This is a genomic window from Corynebacterium sp. p3-SID1056, assembly GCF_025152525.1.
Classification (GTDB): domain Bacteria; phylum Actinomycetota; class Actinomycetes; order Mycobacteriales; family Mycobacteriaceae; genus Corynebacterium.
Window position 1 is genome coordinate 1 of sequence record NZ_JALXXL010000001.1, and the last position, 14,624, is coordinate 14,624.

The window sequence follows — 14,624 nt, forward strand, 5'->3', positions numbered from 1 at the left end:
AGGCCGGCGCTGCGCACGTCGTGGTGCGCGCCGGCTCACCTAGAGCAACGGCGCTACTTCAGCTTCGCAACCGGGCCCAGCACTTGATCAATCGGGCCAGCGAAGACGACAGCCAGCAGGCCGAGCAGCGCGAGAATACCGGCGATTGCGCCGAAAATCGTGCCCACGTCGGCGGAGCTCCCCTGCGCCTTCTGCTGATCCTCACCCGGCTGTGGGGTCTCCGTCGGGGCTTCCGCCTCGCCTGCAGCAACCGTGACCGGCAAGGAAACCTCGGTACCTGCGTCGGTGGTGATCGTCAGCGTCTGTTCGCCGCTCAACTCTGCCGGAATGTCCAGCGTAAGCTCCGCGCGGCCCTGCTCGCCGTACCCAGCATCCGCTTCGCCGGTCGCAGAATCGATGTCTGCGGTAGCGGTGGCCTCGCCGAGCTTCACGGTCGCCTGCTTCGCCATCGGCTCGCCCTCGGAAGAGTAGTTCAGGGAGCTGAGCTTGATCGTCGCCGTCGTCCCGGCCTTCAGCCCCTCAGCGGGAAGGACGACGCCGACGTCCTTCTGCCCCTCGCGCACGCCGATCCCATCGGTCTTGAGGTAGTCGACGAACGCCGCCAAATCGTTGTACCCAACGTTGAGCACGTCACGCACCTCTGCGGGGTCAACGAAGCCATCGCCGCCGCCGAAGAGGAAGGAGGAACCAGCCACCCGGTAGTCCTTGTCTTCCTCGAGCGTTTCACCGTTGATACTCACCGAGGTGATGCGCTCGCCGCGCGCAGCCTCCGGGTTGTAGGTGTACGACACGTTGTCAGACAGGCCCATGTCCAGGCGCGGGCGGCCGGACTTCGCGGCGTCCTCTTCGGTCTGCCACTGGTTTTCCAGCGCATGCTTAATTGCATTGCCGGAAAGGGTTGCCACGGAAATGTCGTTGCCGAAGGGCTGCACGTCGAAAGCCTGCTGGTAGGTCACCTCACCTGCGGGCAAGTCGGCGCGCACGCCACCTGCGTTCATGATGCCGAGGTCAATCTTTTCCTCCAGCGCAGCGTCCAGGGCGACAAGTGCGGACTGCGCGAGCATGTTGTTTGCGGTCGACTCGGTGCCACGGTTAGAGCCGGTCTTCTCCCCGGGGTTGGAGCCGCGCAGGTACGTCTGTTCCACCTTCGCCACGACCTGCTTGCCCAGTTCCCCGGCCTTTTCCTGCGCCTTACCCACGAGCTCTTCCACCGCGGCATCCGGGGTGATGTCGAGGGTGACCAGCGACTCGGCATCGTACTGGTCGACCTTGAGCTCTTCGATTTCGCCCGTCGCCTTGTTATAGGTAAAGCCCAGGTCAGAGACGACCTTGCCGTACTCCCACGACTGGGCATTCGGCACGTCCGCCTCAGTATTAACCACATTGACGTGGCTGTCACCGCCGAACATGAAGTCCACGTACTCAGGATCAAGCTTCGGCGCGCCGGTTTCCACCGGATCGTGGATCAACGCGATGACCACATCGGCCTCGCCTGCCTCCTTGAGCTTCTTCGCCTCCTTGTTCACTTCCTCCGAGGAGTCCGTGATGTCGAGGCCCTTCACGTGCTCCGGGCTGGACTTACTCTTGGTCAGGTTAGAGGTGGTGCCGACAAGTGCCACCTTGACGCCGTCGATCTCCACGATGCGGTACGGCTGGACCTCGCGCGTACCATCTGCCTTGTAGATGTTCGCGCCAAGCTGCACGTTCTTGGTGCCCGGTACAATGCGGCCCACCAGATCCTCATAGCCCTTGTCAAACTCGTGGTTGCCCACCGCGGAACCGCTGGTTCCGATGGCGTTGAGGAACTCCATCGTGTACTCGTCGTCAGAAATCGCCGAGACGAAGGCGGAGCCACCCTGATTGTCACCTGACGAGGTGACCAGCTGATGTTCATTCTCGCTGCGCAGGTAGTTGATGATGCCCGCGATATTCGCCGCACCCATCTCATCGCCAGCCTGCGGAGTGACCTCGCCGGTGTCGCGATCGGTAGTCAAGTTCGCTTCCAGACGCCCGTGGAAGTCGGTGATGTTGGCAATGTTGATCTGCACCTTCTCCTCATCCGCTGCCAGCGCGGGCACGGCGGTAACGACGAGGGCGGTGGAGGTGGTAGCAGCCACCAAGGCACCGAGGCGACGGTAAGAAAACACGGGAAACTCCTCTACTCAAGACATACGAATCTTTACGTGTTTTCTAGCCCAAAATCACCAAGCACGCAGCGCAACGTTCACAGGGTGCGCAGACTTTCCTTGGCATTCAAGACGGTGGTTGCCAAAAGTTCATCCCCAGTTCACCGGCGGCAGGGCCCTCGCCCGCTTTACGACGTCACGCGGTAGATATCAAAGACGCCTTCCACGTTGCGCAACTGGTTCATCAAGGCACCGAGTTGCTTCGTGTCAGAAACCTCGATGGTGAAACGCACGTTCGCTATCTGGTCATCGGAAGCCTGGGATGAGAGCGCCAGGATCGGCAGCTTCTGATCCGTCAACACGCCGGTCAGCTCAGCGAGCAGACCGTGCCGGTCGAGCGCTTCGGCTTGCAGGGTGGCAAGCGAGGCACCGCCGGCGCTGGTGTTGTCGGCCCACGCGACGTCGATAAGCCGCTCCGGCTCCTCGCCGAGCTTGGCCGCATTGGTGCAGTCGGCGCGGTGCACGGAGACTCCGCCGCCACGGGTAACGAAGCCGAAGATCTCATCTCCCGGCACCGGCTGGCAGCACTTTGCGAGTTTGGCCATCACATCGGGGCTCCCCTGCACCAGCACCCCGCTCGCCGAGGAGCGAGACTCCTTGCGCACCAACTCCGACATGGGCGCGCGGTCCGTGAGCGCATCGACCGCGTCTTCCTCGTCCCCGAACAGGTCGACCAGCATCTTGCCTACGTGCTGGGCAGAGACATGCCCCGCTCCGATCGCTGTGTAGAGCGCGTCGACGTCCGGGTAGTGCAAACGCTGCGCAACCTGGCGCATCGACTGCGCGGTAAACAGCCGGTGCATCGGCAGTCCACCGCGCTGCACCTCTGCAGCCAGCGCATCGCGCCCCGCCTCCAGATGCTCCTCGCGGCGCTCCTTGGCAAACCATTGCCGGATCTTCGCCTTTGCACGCGGAGAAACCACGAACTCCTGCCAATCGCGCGAAGGCCCGGCGTTTTGATCCTTCGAGGTGAAAATCTCGACCCGATCGCCGGACTTCAGCTCGGACTCCAGCGCGACAAGTTTTCCGTTCACCTTGGCCCCGATGCAGCGGTGGCCCACCTCAGTGTGGACGGAGTAGGCAAAATCTACCGGCGTGGAGCCTGCCGGCAGATTGATCACGTCGCCTTTCGGCGTAAAGGCGAAGATTTGCTGGCTCGTAAGGTCGTAGCGCAGCGAATCCAAGAACTCGTCCGGGTCGGCGGCTTCCTTCTGCCAGTCCAGAAGCTGGCGCATCCACGCCATCTCGTCGACCTCGTTTTGGTTGCCCTTGTGCGAGCCCTTGGTCTCCTTGTAGCGCCAGTGCGCCGCCACCCCGAACTCGGCGTTGTAGTGCATGTCGTGCGTGCGCACCTGCACCTCGAGCGGGCGGCCGGTGTCCGTCATCACGGTGGTGTGCAGCGACTGATACACCCCGAAACGCGGATTCGAGATGTAGTCCTTGAAACGCCCCGGCATCGCCGAGTACAACGCGTGAACCACGCCGACCGCCGCGTAGCAGTCGTGGACGTTGTCCACCAACACGCGGATGCCCACCAGATCGAAGATCTCGTTGAACTCGTGGCCGCGCACCACCATTTTCTGGTAAATCGACCAGTAGTGCTTTGGCCGCCCCATCACCTCGGCCTCAATGCCGTTCGCTTTGAGCTCTGCGCCGATCTCTTTGGTCAGCTCTTTCAGGGCCCGGTCGCGGGAGGGGGCGCGGTCGGCGACCAGTCGTACGATCTCCTCGTACTTCTTCGGGTACAAAATGGCGAAAGCGAGATCCTCCAGCTCCCACTTCACCGATGCCATGCCCAGCCGGTGCGCCAGCGGCGCAATGACCTCAAGCGTCTCCCGTGCCTTCTTCGCCTGCTTCTCCGGCGGGAGGAAGCGCATGGTGCGCATGTTGTGCAGCCGATCCCCGACCTTGATCACCAGCACGCGGGGATCCTTTGCCATCGCCACAATCATCTTGCGGATGGTTTCCGCCTCTGCGGCGTGCCCCATTTCGACCTTGTCCAGCTTGGTCACCCCGTCAACCAACCTGGCAACTTCCGGGCCGAAATCGTGCGTCAGCTGCTCCAGGGAATAGTCGGTGTCTTCTACGGTGTCGTGCAACAACGCCGCGACCACCGTGGTGGTGTCCATACCAATTTCCGCACAGATCGTGGCCACGGCCAGCGGGTGCGTAATGTAGGGATCCCCCGACTTACGCATGACCCCCTCGTGCAGACCTTCCGCCTTCTCATAGGCGCGGTTGAGCAGCTCTACGCTCGCCTTCGGATGGTACTGCCGGTGAATCGACAGCAGCGGATCCAGCACCGGGTTGATCTTTGGCTTGCCGCCACCTGTCAGTGAACGTGCAAGGCGTGCTGACACGCTGCGCACGGTCTGCCCCGATCGTTTGGGTGATTTCTCGTGCGTCAACGCGATCCTCCATCAGAGAGCGGATGGGAACTTATTGCAACGATACTAGCTGTTGACCCGGTGACCGTCATCCAGCACGACGAGTGGCGCACCGCTGAGCTTCTCGCGGCCGCCCAGGCCGTCCACCTCAAGCACGACCACGTATCCCACGACCTCGCCGCCAGCGTGCTCGATCAGATTCGTGGCAGCGACGAGCGTGCCGCCAGTAGCCAACACGTCGTCGACAAGCACGACCTTCTTGCCCGCTAGGTCGACACCGTCTGCGGGAATCTGCAACGCTGCGGTGCTGTACTCGGTCTCGTATTCCTGCGTAATCACCGGCGGTGGCAGCTTGCCTTGCTTGCGAATTGCCAAGATGCCGAGTCCCATGTCGAACGCGACGGCGGAACCGAGCAGGAAACCACGCGCGTCGAGGCCGCCGATCAGGTCAGCTCCGAGATCCTGGCTCGCCTCAGCCATCTCGCGGATGACCACGTGAAGCGCGTCCGGGTCGGCGAGCACCGGCGTGAGATCCTCAAAAAGGACGCCTTCGGAGGGGAAATCCGGCACGCGACGGACCTTGTGTGCCAACGCTTCCTGCGCGGAAGAATACGGGGATTGATGTGTAGCCATGTAAACGAAACCTTCTCGTAAGTTCAACGTTCCTGCGTTCGGTGAGCGATCACTTCGTCTCGCCCGCCTCCGGCGCGGTCGAGGCATCCGGAATTGCATCCTTAGACAACATACGCCAGCGGTCCATGTTCCAGCTGATACCGTTCATCCCAGCATATGGCACAACATTGGCCACGCCGCGGTGCACGGCGTACGTGCGCGGCTGCGTTGCCAGAGGAAGAGACGGCAGCTGCTCCCAAAGCGCCTTTTCCTGCGCGCGTAGGCTGCCCACGTCCGCTCCCCTGTTTGCCGCGGCTGGGTATTCCTTCATCGGGTCTATGGGGCGCAGCAGCACGTCGACGCTGCCCTCGGTGACCGAAGGAACGCCTTGCTCGTCAAGCACTTCGCGCGGCAGATCTTCAAGGGTCTTGCCGGATTCCGTCGCGTCGACGATGGTGATGCCGGCAGGTTCGCAGGACCTTCGCATCGACTCCACCATCGCAGCATGCCGTGCGTTTGGATAAGGGTAGGCCACGCGCACCTCCGTCCCGGCGAGCGCCGAGGCCGCTGCGATGTCGACGTCCAGGTACGGGGACGCCACGTCAACGACGCGGCCGTACAGCGGATCGTCTTGCTGCAGCACGTGCACCGGCGCGACTGGGACTTCTACCCCCGCGTGTTCGCTGGAAACCTGCGCCACGGCACGCGGATCCACGCATCGCGACAAGGCACGGCGCTGCTCGGGTAAAGCCCATAGTCCCGCGTCGGGGAAGGTAAGCGACTCAGTCAGCTCGCCCGCGACCGTGGTGACATCAATCCGGTTATTCTCTGCATTGACGTCAAACCATTCGGGGTGCGGATCATCCAACTCCGCGACCTTGAGTGCATCGTGGCGGTAAAGCTCCCCGCTGTCAGTCGAGCCCGGCCACACCACCAGATGGTCTACCTGCGGCTGATCGCCGTAGTAGTGCTCGTTGGCGACGAGGTTGACCTCCCCGTCCTCGCCGAAGCTTTCGATAACGTAGGGGCCGAAGGACACCTGCAGCTCCGGGTCGAACTCGGCGAAGTCGAAGCCCTCGCGCCAGATCTTCGCGATCGGTGCCATCCGGGTGGGATCCAAGGAATGCAGCGCGTCTACGAGCTCCTCCTCGCTCATGCCAGCCTTCTTCGCCACGGCGTGCGCGGGAAGGACCGTGCCGGCGTCGAAAAGCCCGCGCCACCGGTCGCCGCGGCCTTCTTTGAACACCACGGTGAACGTCTTTGCGCCGGGGTTGCACTGCATCGACTCGGTGTCGTCGAAAAGCGGCAGGTGGGCGCCAAATAGTTCAGGTAGCTGGCCCGCGCTGAAGGTGAGCAGGTAATCCGCGCAGGTGACCGGGGTGCCATCGGAGAAGACGGCCTCGTCGGACAGCGTGTAGGTGACCCGCCGCTGCGCCCCCGGCAGCGCCTGCGCCTTCACCAGGTCAACGTTGGGGATCATCTCGCCGCCCGGGCCCGGTACAAACACGCCCGGGTACAGGCGCCCCGACAGGCGCTGGGCCTGGGATGACGCTCCCTCGAGCGTAGCGGCATTCGTGGTCAACAGCGGTCCGGTGACCTGGTATCCGAAGTGCTCCTCGTCAAGCTTGCCGTCCTCATCGCCCAAGGAGCTACACCCGGCCAAGGTGAGCGCGCCCGTTGCCAGCACTGCCGCGAATGCGCGTCGATTCCGCACAGCCATCTGCTCTTCTCCGTCTCTCGCAGAAACCGAACCCCGCAATTAGCGCCCCGGCCTCCACGTCGCAGCGCTGGAAGACTCCCCACGCGGCTGTTCCGGTGCCGCGCTCTGGGCGGGTGCCCGTCCAGTCTGCTGGCTGACAGAAGCCACGGTGCGCTTGCCCTCGACTGCCTCCGAGTCCTCTTCCGGCGCGGTGTTCTCGCCGCTGCGGAAGGCGGCAACCGCGTCGTTGTGACGGCGGATCGACGGCTTGCGCTCCACGAAGGTCACGAGCAGAGAGGTAGCGAGGAAGAGCGAGGAAACCACGCCCTCGATCACACCAATGAGCTGAATGACCGCCAGGTCACGCAGCGTACCGACGCCGAGCATCCACACCGCGACCACCATCAACGCGATGATCGGCAGGGCAGAAATCACCGAGGTAGAAATCGAGCGCATCACCGTTTGGTTCACGGCCAGGTTGGCCTGCTCCGCGTACGTGGAGCGGCGCGAGTCCAGAATCCCGGCCGTGTTCTCCTTCACCTTGTCAAACACGATTACTGTGTCGTAGAGGGAGAAGGTCAGCACGGTCAGCAGGCCGATAATCATTGCCGGCGTGATCTCCAGCCCGAACAGGGCGTAGAAGCCCATGATCAGAATCGCGTCGACCACTAGCGCCAGCAGTGCAGCGGCGGCCATTTGACGCTGCAGACGCAGTGCCACGTACACCGCAGCCGCAAGAATGAAGACGAGCATTGCCAGCAGCATGCGCTGCGTAATGGTGTCGCCCCAAGACTCGGAAACCGTCGAGTCGCCGATGGCATCCGCAGAGACTTCACCGTCAGCGTCCTTCGGGTGGTGCTGCTCGAAGATGGCCTGTCGCGCCTGGTCGATCTGTTCCTGCGAGAGGTGTTCAGAGTTGATTTCCAGCGTGCGCGCGTCACCCGCGCCCACGATCTGCGTCAGCTCAGGGGTCACGCCGGTAGCGTCGACGAAGGTCTCTTCGACCTCTTCGGCAACGAGCTCGCCGGCAGGCATCGACATTTTCGTGCCGCCCTCGAAGTCGATACCGAGGTTGAAGCCGCGGCCCAGCATCGCGACCACAGCAATCGCGATCAGGCCTGCGGTGATGGAGTACCAAAGCTTGCGGCGGCCGACGAAATCGATCACGCCGTAGCCAGTGTGGAGCCGCTCCGAGCGGTGCTCAGAAGTGCCTGTGAGCGTAGTGTCCGTCATGATTTACTTCTCCTCAGCTTCGACAGTGCTTGCGGGCAATTGCTTCTCGACGTCTGCGGCCTCGGCCCGCACCGTCGCCCCGGTTGCGAAGGCCTTGGTCATCCCGTTCACGCCGGGCTTGGCCCAGAACTTGCTCCGCGAGGCCAGCACCATCAGCGGTGCCGTGACCAGGAAAGTGACAAGCAAGTCGAAGATCGTGGTCAGCCCCATCGTAAACGCGAAGCCCTTCACGTCGCCCACCGCAAGGAAGTAGATAATCACCGCGCCGATGAGCGTGACCATGTTGCCGGTCACGACCGTCTCCTTCGCGCGGTCCCAGCCGGAAGCCGTAGCAGAACGGAAGGTTTTGCCCTTCCGCACCTCGTCCTTGATGCGCTCGTAGATCACCACGAAGGAGTCGGCCGTGGTACCGATACCGATGATCAGACCAGCCACGCCCGACAGGTCGAGCGAGTAGCCGATCCAGCGACCCAGCAGCACAAGCGCGCCGTAGACCAAGATCCCCGCTACGGCCAGCGTGGTGAGCGAGATCAGGCCGTAGAGGCGGTAGTAGGCAAAGACGAACAGGGCGACCAGCGCAAGTCCCACCAGGCCGGCGTACAGGCCGGCCTGCAGTGAGGCCAGGCCCAGTGACGGCGGCACGGTCAATGCCGTACCACCAGGCTCGCCGTTTTCGCCGGCGAAGGACAGCGGCAGCGCGCCGTACCGCAGGTTGTTCGCCAAGCCCTCGGCCTCTTCCTGGGTGAAGTCGCCGGTGATGGCCGTGGCCGAACCCACCGGGGTTGCGCCTTGGATCACAGGGGCAGAAATGACCTGGGAGTCAAGCGTGATGGCGATCTGCTTGCCAATCATTTCGCTGGTCAGCGCAGCCCACGTAGAGGACCCGTTCACGTCGCCGTTCTGGTTGAAGGCGAAACTGATCTCCATCTGCGAGGACTGCGGGTTGTAACCGCCGGAAATCGGACGCGCCGTGTCGATCTGCTCACCGGTCAGGCGCGGGCCCGACTCATCAGTCACGCCTTGCAGCAGCGGCACTGCATCGAGCAGCAGCGGCTGACCCGAGTTTGCATCGCACGCCACCAGCGGGCGGTCCTCTTGATCCGTACCAGCCAGGGGATCGACGTCCTGGCTCCCACAGACTCCCGAAAGCATGATCATCGACGCGAACTGCTGCGTCGGATCCTCCGACTGGCGAGATTCGCGCAGTACCTCAGTCGCCGCTTGCCGACGCTCTGCTGCCTCCACCGGGCCTTCCGGCTCCGGCAGCGGCTCGGCGTCGACCTTCGGTCCCTTGGGGTTCGGCTTCGGCTCCTCGCCCTCTTGCCCGGGCTGGTTTGCCTGCGTGGCCTGGTCGAGCACGCCCTGCGCCTCATCCTTGGTCATCACACCGTACTTAACCCAGTCGTTGGCCGTGCCCAGAAGCGTTGTGGTCAGCGCGGCAGCATCCGGCTGCGGCGGGTCCATCACCGGGCGGAACAGCAGCTGCGAGGTCTGCCCGATATTGCGAACCTCGGAGGTGTCGTCGCCGGCGGCGGTAATCACGATCGTGTTGCCGTCCACCACGACGGTCGCGCCCGAGACACCCATACCGTTGACGCGGTTTTCCAGGATACGACGGGCGTCGTCCAGCTGCTCGCGAGTCGGCTCCTCACCCTGCGGCACCAGCGTCACACGGGTGCCGCCCTGCAGATCGATGCCGAGCTTCGGTGTCGCTGACTTATCGCCGGTGAAAAAGACTAATGCGTATACGCCAATGACGATGAGGAGGAACAACGCCAGCGCCTTGCCTGGCCACGTTCGCTTCGACCTCAGATCGCCGGAACGCCGAGTGTGTGACGACACTTAAGCTGACTCCTTATGCATCCGAAAAATGGTTCTCTGCCCCGCACGCCTGGTACCCACCTGCGGGGTCTAATTGCGCGACAACCGACGCCAAAGGGGGCACGGCGCGTGCACAACGCATCCATGTTACGGCATGGTGCGCGCATTTTCGTTCTTGCCCACCGTAACGCCTGAAAAATCAGGAAGACCGATTAGCGCTCGGGCTCGCCTTCAGCCGAGGTCGGTTCCGCAGCGGTTGCCTGGGTGGAAGGTGCGTCAAGGCGCTTCATCACACCGGCAGTCTCCATGGTGACCACAACGCCGGGAGCAAGCTCAACGCGGAGGTTCTCGCCGTTGTGCTCCACCACTGTGGCGTGGAAGCCGGCAACGTTGACCACCTTGTCGCCAGGGACAATCGAGGCTTGCATCTCTTGCACCTGGCGCTGACGCTTCTTCTGTCCACGCATCATCAGCATGGAAGGCAGCAAGAAAATGAGCAGGACAACAATGATCATCAGGAAATCCATGGGCACCATTGTTGCACAGCGCTCGAAGCGTGCCCCGATTCCCTACATCAGGTTCAGCTGCCCTGGGGCCTCCGGCGGCGGCGTCATGCCAAGGTGCTGCCACGCCGCGGCGGTGGCTACGCGCCCGCGGCCCGTACGCGCCATCAACCCAGCCCGTACCAGATACGGCTCGCAGACCTCCTCCACCGTGGAGGGTTCCTCCCCTACCGCGATGGCGAGCGTGTTGACCCCGACGGGCCCGCCGCCGTGCCCGCGAATAAGCGAATCCAGCACCGCCCGATCGAGCCGGTCGAGACCCCGCTCATCAACGTCAAACACGGACAGCGCGGACTGCGCAGCAGCGAGGTCGACGTGTCCGTCACCGTTCACGTCGGCCCAGTCGCGCACCCTGCGCAAGAGGCGGTTGGCGATACGCGGTGTGCCGCGAGAACGCGAGGCGATCTCGACGGCCGCATCATCATCAATGTCCACGTTGAGGATCGTGGCTGCGCGGCTCACCACCCGCGTGAGGTCCTCGACCTCGTAAAACTCCATTTGCGCGGTAAAACCAAAGCGGTCACGCAGAGGACCGGTGAGCATGCCTGCGCGCGTGGTCGCGCCGACCAAGGTAAAAGGTGGGATCTCCAAAGGAATCGAGGTCGCCCCCGGTCCTTTGCCCACGATCACATCGATGCGGAAGTCCTCCATCGCCATGTACAGCATTTCTTCCGCAGGGCGCGCAATGCGGTGAATCTCGTCAATAAAGAGGACGTCGCCCTCCATCAAATTCGACAACATCGCCGCCAAGTCGCCGGCGCGCTCCAGCGCCGGGCCCGAGGTCATCCGCAACGACGTGCCCAATTCCTGCGCAATGATCATTGCCATCGTGGTCTTGCCCAGGCCGGGAGGACCAGACAGCAAGATGTGGTCGGGTGTGACCTCGCGTTGGCGCGCCCCGGCGAGCACCAGGCTCAGCTGCTGCCTGACTTTCGGCTGTCCGATGAATTCCTCAATCGACTTCGGGCGCAGCGACTTCTCGGCATCGCGCTCCTCGGGCTGCGAGGTGGCGTCGATAAGCGAATTGCTCGGGCGCGACATGCCCTCCGGGAGGCTGAATTCAGTCTTTTCCACATCCGACATAGGCGTTTACTTCTTCCCCAGCTCGGTGAGCGCGGCGCGCAACAGGGCCGACGTTTGCGCCTCCGGATGAGCCTCAACCACCCGATCCACAGTGGGCCGCGCGCTGCGCTCCGGGAATCCAAGGCCGATCAGCGCTTCGACCACCTGCTCAGTGGCCAGCGAGGACTTCGCTGCAGGGGCCGGTGCCTCCTCCGCCGTCGTGGTAAAGCCTGCCATCTTGTCCTTGAGCTCAAGCACGATGCGCTCGGCCATCTTCTTGCCCACCCCGGGGATTGTTTGAATCCGCTTCGCATCCTGCTCAGTGATCAGGCCCGCGAGCTCGCTCGCGCCAAACACGGACAACGCGGCAAGGGCGAGCTTTGGGCCGAGCCCGGTGACGCTTTGCAGGCGGTGGAACATCTCCCGGGCCTCGTCGTCGGAAAAACCGTAGAGCGTCACACCGTCATCTTTGACGACCATCGAAGTCAGTACGCGGCGCTGCTCACCGCGAGTCAGCGTGGCCAGCGTCGGCGGGCTGGCCAGGAAGCGGTACCCCACACCCGCACACTCAATAACCGCGTGGTCGAGGCCGATCGCGATGACCTCGCCGTTGAGTGAATCAATCATGCCTTCTCCTTCACTTCCCTACCTGCGCACCCTGCGTCTGCCGCTGGAGCTCCGCTGCGCGCTGTGCCTGCGCACTGCGTGCAAGGAGTGGCGCACGCCAGCAGTGACACACCGCAATGGCCAAAGCATCCGCTGCATCGGCCGGTTTCGGCGGCTCCGAAAGACCAAGAATACGTGTGATCATGGCCGTCATCTGCTTCTTGTCAGCCCGCCCATTGCCGGAAATCGCCTTCTTCACCTCCGAAGGGGTGTACATATGTACCGCAATATCGCGCTCGGCGGCAGCGAGGACCAATACCCCGACGGCGTGCGCGGTATGCATCACCGTGGACACATTACCGCGCTCAAAAATACGTTCCATCGCGACAACATCTGGACGATACTCGTCCATCCAGTCCCCCACGGCGCGCGACAGCCGCACTAACCGCTCGCCCAGTTCCACATCCGAAGGCGTGCGCACCACCCCGACCGAGATAGGAAAGATCTGCCTACCGCGCCCGGCCTGCACCACGGACAGGCCGCACCGGGTTAGCCCCGGGTCGATCCCCATCACGCGCAGCCCCTCAAGGTGCATGCCTACCTCCTGAACACCAACAACCTACTAACACACATGTTCTACCACAGCTCGCACCCAAGCGCGAAGCCCCGCCGTACGTACCGCGATATCCACGCGGCCTACGGCGGGGCTTAAAGTGCGAAGCGCTATTCGTCGTCCAGCTGTGCCGCGACCTCGTCGGAGATGCTCATATTGGAGTAGACATTCTGCACGTCGTCCGAGTCCTCGAGCGCGTCGATGAGGTTGAGCGTCTTCTTCGCTGCGCTGAGATCTGCGTCGACCTCAATGTCGGCACGGAAGTCCTGCTCGGCACCTTCGACCTCGATGTCGGCCTCCTTGAGCGCGTCGCGTACGGCCTGCACATCGGTGGGCTCGCAAACGACCTCGAACTCCTCGCCCAAGTCGTTGACTTCTTCGGCGCCAGCCTCGAGCACGGCCATGAGGATGTCGTCTTCGGTCAGCTCCCCCTTCTTCACAGTGACGATGCCGGTGCGCTTGAACATGTAGGACACCGAACCAGAGTCGCCCATGTTGCCGCCGTTTTTGGTCATCGCGGTGCGGACCTCGGTGGCCGCGCGGTTGCGGTTGTCGGTCAAGCACTCAATCAGCAGTGCAATGCCGTTGGGACCGTAGCCCTCGTACATGACGGTCTCCCAGTTCGCGCCGCCAGCCTCTTCGCCAGAGCCGCGCTTGCGAGCACGCTCGATGTTGTCGCCCGGCACGGAGGCCTTCTTGGCCTTCTTAATCATGTCGTCGAGCGTTGGATTACCCGCAGGGTCACCGCCGCCGGTGCGGGCAGCGACCTCAATATCCTTAATCAGCTTCGCCCACAGCTTTGAACGCTTTGCATCGTTCGCAGCCTTCTTGTGCTTGGTTGTAGCCCACTTTGAGTGGCCCGACATATGGCACCCCTTTTCGTCGCTGGAGGATGAACTCGGTCGATTATACGTGCCCCCTCCCTTGCGCCGTGCTTTGGCCGGGGACGAGCGCCTACTTTTCTGGCACTGCAGTCGCGCCCTCGCGCAGGTTACGCGTCAGACCTTCCTGCACCACCATCGCGACGAGGTTGCCAGCGCGGTCAAAAATACGGCCGTGCGTCAGTGCGCGCCCTGCGTGGGCCGAGGGCGAAATCTGGTCGTAGAGCAACCAGTCGTCCGCACGGAAGGGGCGCAGGAACCAGACCGCGTGGTCGAGCGAGGCCAGCTGCACCTTGTGCCCCGGGTGCGCCGCGAGCGAAGAGTGCAAGAGCGTCATGTCGGACATATAGGTCAGCGTGCAGGCGTGGAAGGTGTCCTCGTCCGGCAGCCGCCGCTTTGAGCGAAACCAGACCACTTGCTGGCTCTTGGTGTACTGATTCGGCGCGTAGCGCTCCTGCGGGACGACACGAATGTCCCATTCGTTGAAATCGTGCTTCGATCCGGGGCCGAGCTTCAGCGGGCTCGATTCTTCCCCCAGCTCCTCGGGTGCGGGAACGGTGCGCATCTCATCGGAGTGCTCCAGACCCTCGTCGTCGGTGCGGTGGAAACTCGCCTGCATGGAGAAGATGACTTCTCCCTCTTGGACGGCTTCGACGGTGCGGGTGGCGAAGCTGCGGCCGTCCCGCGGTCGGCCGACCCGGTAGATCGTATCCGCATTCGCATCCCCGGGACGCAAGAAGTAGCCGTGCAGCGAGTGCACATGCTTGTCATCGGCGATCGTGCGCGTCGCCGCTACGAGCGCCTGCCCGGCGACGTGTCCACCAAAGGTGCGGACAAAGTTCTCTGAGTGCATAGCCGCGCCGCGGTAGATGTTCTTATCAATGCGCTCCAGATCCAGAATCCGCTGAATATAGGTCGGCTGGGACGCAGAGGTAGGCAAATCGTGGTGCATGCCACCTCA

The 14,624-nt window shown here is 63.1% G+C and carries 12 protein-coding genes; all 12 read right to left on the reverse strand.

The window, feature by feature from the left end; translation table 11 throughout:
* Window positions 1-53: 53 nt before the first annotated feature.
* Window positions 54-2,147, reverse strand: a complete 2,094-nt coding sequence (locus M3G14_RS00005) for a bifunctional UDP-sugar hydrolase/5'-nucleotidase (protein WP_259923738.1) — start codon at window positions 2,145-2,147, stop codon at window positions 54-56.
* A gap of 167 nt (window positions 2,148-2,314) precedes the next feature.
* The gene (locus tag M3G14_RS00010; protein WP_259923739.1) at window positions 2,315-4,594 is read right to left on the reverse strand and encodes a bifunctional (p)ppGpp synthetase/guanosine-3',5'-bis(diphosphate) 3'-pyrophosphohydrolase; all 2,280 of its coding nucleotides are present in this window, start codon (window positions 4,592-4,594) and stop codon (window positions 2,315-2,317) included.
* 45 nt (window positions 4,595-4,639) lie between these two features.
* Window positions 4,640-5,206: an adenine phosphoribosyltransferase gene (locus tag M3G14_RS00015; RefSeq protein WP_259923740.1), complete on the reverse strand. Its 567-nt coding sequence runs from the start codon at window positions 5,204-5,206 to the stop codon at window positions 4,640-4,642.
* A 49-nt stretch (window positions 5,207-5,255) separates the two neighbouring features.
* Window positions 5,256-6,905 (reverse strand): ABC transporter substrate-binding protein, encoded by a 1,650-nt coding sequence (locus tag M3G14_RS00020; RefSeq protein WP_259923741.1) that lies wholly within the window; start codon window positions 6,903-6,905, stop codon window positions 5,256-5,258.
* A gap of 39 nt (window positions 6,906-6,944) precedes the next feature.
* Window positions 6,945-8,117 (reverse strand): protein translocase subunit SecF, encoded by a 1,173-nt coding sequence (secF, locus tag M3G14_RS00025; protein WP_259923742.1) that lies wholly within the window; start codon window positions 8,115-8,117, stop codon window positions 6,945-6,947.
* A 3-nt stretch (window positions 8,118-8,120) separates the two neighbouring features.
* The gene (gene secD, locus M3G14_RS00030; RefSeq protein WP_259923743.1) at window positions 8,121-9,959 is read right to left on the reverse strand and encodes a protein translocase subunit SecD; all 1,839 of its coding nucleotides are present in this window, start codon (window positions 9,957-9,959) and stop codon (window positions 8,121-8,123) included.
* A gap of 191 nt (window positions 9,960-10,150) precedes the next feature.
* A complete protein-coding gene (gene yajC / locus M3G14_RS00035; RefSeq protein WP_259923744.1) occupies window positions 10,151-10,465 on the reverse strand; it encodes a preprotein translocase subunit YajC in 315 nt (104 codons plus the stop codon).
* Window positions 10,466-10,507: 42 nt separating this feature from the next.
* Complete coding sequence (ruvB, locus tag M3G14_RS00040) at window positions 10,508-11,584, reverse strand: Holliday junction branch migration DNA helicase RuvB (RefSeq protein ID WP_259923745.1); 1,077 nt, start codon at window positions 11,582-11,584, stop codon at window positions 10,508-10,510.
* A 6-nt stretch (window positions 11,585-11,590) separates the two neighbouring features.
* A complete protein-coding gene (ruvA, locus tag M3G14_RS00045; RefSeq protein ID WP_259923746.1) occupies window positions 11,591-12,190 on the reverse strand; it encodes a Holliday junction branch migration protein RuvA in 600 nt (199 codons plus the stop codon).
* Window positions 12,191-12,200: 10 nt separating this feature from the next.
* Window positions 12,201-12,764 (reverse strand): crossover junction endodeoxyribonuclease RuvC, encoded by a 564-nt coding sequence (ruvC, locus tag M3G14_RS00050; RefSeq protein WP_259923748.1) that lies wholly within the window; start codon window positions 12,762-12,764, stop codon window positions 12,201-12,203.
* Between the two features lie 128 nt (window positions 12,765-12,892).
* Window positions 12,893-13,648: a YebC/PmpR family DNA-binding transcriptional regulator gene (locus M3G14_RS00055; RefSeq protein WP_259923749.1), complete on the reverse strand. Its 756-nt coding sequence runs from the start codon at window positions 13,646-13,648 to the stop codon at window positions 12,893-12,895.
* Window positions 13,649-13,736: 88 nt separating this feature from the next.
* Window positions 13,737-14,615, reverse strand: a complete 879-nt coding sequence (locus tag M3G14_RS00060) for an acyl-CoA thioesterase II (protein WP_259923751.1) — start codon at window positions 14,613-14,615, stop codon at window positions 13,737-13,739.
* Window positions 14,616-14,624 lie beyond the last annotated feature (9 nt).